We start from the raw sequence: 3537 nt of genomic DNA on the forward strand, positions 1-3537 counted from the left end.
CCGCCCGCCTAGGTCCTCAGCATGGTCCTCAGCCTCGGCGGCGAACACGTCAGTTTCCGGGGCCCTCGGAACGGATCTTCTCGACCTGTTCGAGGGCCTCGCGAAGCTGGCGCAGCCAGGTGTCAGAGTTGTCCCCGACCAGCCGCACGCACCAGGCCAGCGCCTCGCTGCGGCTGCGCGCCACGCCGGATTCGACGAGCGTGTCCAGCACCTGACGCTCCGGCTGGCGCAGGCGCGTCATCACCGGCACGGACAACACGGTGAACAGCTCGCTGGCCGTACCAGCGGTCGCCCCCCACGCGACCTTGCGTCCGTAGCGCCGCTCGGCCTCGGCGGCGATGGCGATCCGCTCGTCGCGGGTGCGCTCGCGGAACCAGCGGATCCGGGCGGCGGCGTCCAGGTCACGCCCGGCCGACAACGCCACCCCCTCGGAGTGAGGCGCACCCTCGGAGCGGGGCGCGCCCTCGGAGCGGGGGGGATCTTCGGAGCGGGGGGGATCTTCGGCGGGTATCTCTCCGACGACGGTAATCTCGTCCCGGTCGACGACCACGGCCGGCGGGCCGGTGAACCAGCCGGCGGGGACGTGCGCCGCGAACCAGTCCGGCGCGTCCTGCGCCGACAGGGCCTTCTCCGCCCGGTCCCCCGGCCTGCCGTAACCACGCCCACGCGGACCGGACATGACGAGTCTCCTCAGGTCCCCCGGCCGAACCCGCGGGCGGGCCCGACCTGCCGACTGGTTCCGGAGCCGTGGCCCCGCCGGGATGCGCGCATACACACCCCGGCGGCGCACCCGCCGACGATTACACGCTTACCGGGTCACGAATGAAAGTGCTCTCGCCCTCAGGTAGCAATCTTCACGCCGAGCTGACGCCGGACCTCCTCGGCGGAGTGCACGGGAAGCTCGCAGACGAAGTCCCGACAGACGTACACCCCCGGGGCCCCCCGCCCGGCGACCAACGGCCCGCTGGTGACCACGACGGCGCCCGGCGCGGTACCCAGCCGGGCGAGCCGTTCCAGGGCCGGGCTGTCCACGACGGCGACCTCGGCCGGCCCGGCGAGCAGGGCCTCCGCAACCGCCCCGGCCCAGCCGGCGAACCGGGCGTCGCGGGACAGCAGCGGCGCGAACCGGGTCACGGTCTCCTCGGCGGTGCTCCGGTGCTCGGCGGAGGCGGTCAGGGCCGCATAGGTGAGCAGGGCGCCCGCCACCGCCGCCTGGCCCGACGGCGTCGCCGAGTCCGAGTCGTCGCGGGGGCGGCGCAGCAGCGCCTCGGCGTCGTCCGCGGTGTCGAAGAAGCCGCCGTCCGGCGCCGCGAACCGGGCCCGGACCACGTCGAGCAGCTCGCCGGCCAGGGTCAGCCACTCCGGGTCACCGGTGACCTGGTGCAGGGTGAGCAGCCCCTCGGCGACGTCGCCGTAGTCCTCCAGCACGCCGACGTTCGTCCCGACCCGGCCGTCCCGGCTGGTGCGGCGCAGCCGGCCGGCCACCAGATGGACGTCGCGCAGCAGCACGGCGGCGTCCTCCGCGGCGCTGATCCAGGCCGGCTCGTCAAGCAGCGCGCCGGCCTCGGCGAACGCGGCGATCGCCAGCCCGTTCCACGCGGCGACCACCTTGTCGTCCCGGGCGGGCTGCGGACGGGTGGCCCGGGCGGCGGCGAGGGCGGCCCGCACCCCCGCCCAGCGGGCCGCGTCGGGCGGATCCGCCGGAAGCTGCAGCACGGACGTCCCGTGCTCGAACGTGCCCTCGGCGGTGACGCCGAAGATCTCCGCCGCCCAGCCGCCGTCCTCCGCGCCGAGGACAGCACGCAGGCCGGCGGGCGTCCACGAGTAGCTCGCGCCCTCCTCGGGCTGCGCGTGGGCCGCCGGAACACCCGCCGGGACCGCATCCGCGTCGAGCGCCGAGGCGAACCCGCCCTGCGGGGTCCGCAGGGCGGCGAGCAGGAACGCCGCGGTCTCCCGGACCACCCGTTCGGCCAGCGGCGCGCCGGTGGCACGCCACAGGTGCAGGTACACCCGTAGCAGCTGGGCATTGTCGTAGAGCATCTTCTCGAAGTGCGGGACGGTCCACGTCGCATCGACGCTGTAGCGGGCGAAGCCGCCGGCAAGCTGGTCGTACATGCCGCCGCGGGCCATCCGCTCGCAGGTGAACGCCACCATCTGCAGGCTCTGGGCGTCGTCGGTGCGGGCGGCGTGGCGCAGCAGCATCTCCGCGACCATGGACGGGGGGAACTTCGGCGCCCCGCCGAAGCCGCCGTGGCGCGCGTCGAACCGGGCGGACAGCCCCGCGACGGCGGTGTCCAGCAGCTGCGGGGTCAGCTCGTCGGCGACGCCGGACGTGGGGCGCGAGGCGAGCCCGGCGACCGGGCCGCGCGCCGCCGCCTCGGCCAGCCGGCGGGCGATGTCGGCCCCTGACTCCTCGATCTCCGCCCGCCTGGTCTGCCAGGCGGCGACGACGGCCTCCATGACCTGGCGGAACGAACCCATGCCCGGCCGGGGCCGGGGCGGGAAGTAGGTGCCGGCGAAGAACGGCTCGGCGGTCGGGGTGAGGAAGACCGTCATCGGCCAGCCGCCGTGACCGGTCAGGGCGACCGTGACGTCCATGTAGACGGAGTCGACGTCGGGCCGCTCCTCCCGATCCACCTTGATGTTGACGAAGTGGTCGTTCATGTAGGCGGCGGTGACCACGTCCTCGAACGACTCGTGGGCCATGACGTGGCACCAGTGGCAGGATGCGTATCCCACCGAGAGCAGCACGGGCACCCCGCGGCGGGCCGCCTCCGCGAACGCCTCCGGGCACCAGGGCCACCAGTCGACGGGGTTGTCCGCATGCTGGAGCAGGTACGGAGACGTCTGCTCCGCCAGCTTGTTCGGCACGGGACTACTCCTAGGGTTGCATGTCAGACGGCGTCGCCGACGCCTGGACGATCGCGATGCCTCTCGTATGCAACCAAAGGCATGCCCCAGGTAGTCCGTCACCGCGCCCGCGCCGCGTCATCTGTGGTTCTCGGCACCTCCGACCGGGCACACCCTGCCGGTCCCTGCCTGGTCTCTGTCGGTCTCTGGCGTGTCGGATGAATGACTCCGCGGCTCCAACCGGACTCGGGACGGCCCACTGCCGTGGGCGGCCAGGAGCCGCGCAGCGCCCTGTTGCCGCAGGTCCACTGGCAGGTGTCCCCAGCTGCGTCTTCGGTCTTCGCCGCGTTCGCCCCGGAGGCACAGCAGGTGCTCGACGCGCCGCTGGACAAGTTCGAGCACCATGGGTCGACCGAGCTCAGTGCGCAGGCCCTGCGCGTTGCGCCGCTTGTCACCATGGGCAGCGTCACGGACCTCACAGATCGTTTTGGTGGTGCCGAGCAGTCCCACTCAGCCCTGAACGATCTGACCCTGAGGCTCTTCGAAGCCACTTAACTACACATAGGTTTTATTTTCACGCCACGTCAGTGCACAAAACTAAAGCCAGCTATTAATCTTTAATTCACCGGGTCGGACTGGAGTGGATTCTGCCCGGTTCCAGTCCCGGTTCCGGTTCCGGTTCCGCGG

3 protein-coding genes are annotated in these 3537 nt (G+C 72.5%); 1 reads left to right on the plus strand and 2 read right to left on the minus strand.

Translation table 11 applies throughout. The annotated features are described in order from the left end of the window. Positions 1-49 precede the first annotated feature (49 nt). The gene (locus G6R25_RS22555) at positions 50-679 is read right to left on the minus strand and encodes a hypothetical protein (RefSeq protein ID WP_163554486.1); all 630 of its coding nucleotides are present in this window, start codon (positions 677-679) and stop codon (positions 50-52) included. A gap of 161 nt (positions 680-840) precedes the next feature. Next, the gene (locus G6R25_RS22560; protein WP_163554487.1) at positions 841-2871 is read right to left on the minus strand and encodes a thioredoxin domain-containing protein; all 2031 of its coding nucleotides are present in this window, start codon (positions 2869-2871) and stop codon (positions 841-843) included. Positions 2872-3114: 243 nt separating this feature from the next. Here G6R25_RS22560 and G6R25_RS22565 point away from each other — a divergent pair, with 243 nt between their 5' ends. Further along, positions 3115-3405, plus strand: a complete 291-nt coding sequence (locus tag G6R25_RS22565) for a hypothetical protein (protein ID WP_163554488.1) — start codon at positions 3115-3117, stop codon at positions 3403-3405. Positions 3406-3537: the final 132 nt, after the last annotated feature.

It is taken from the genome of Candidatus Frankia alpina (assembly GCF_902806485.1).
Classification (GTDB): domain Bacteria; phylum Actinomycetota; class Actinomycetes; order Frankiales; family Frankiaceae; genus Frankia; species Frankia alpina.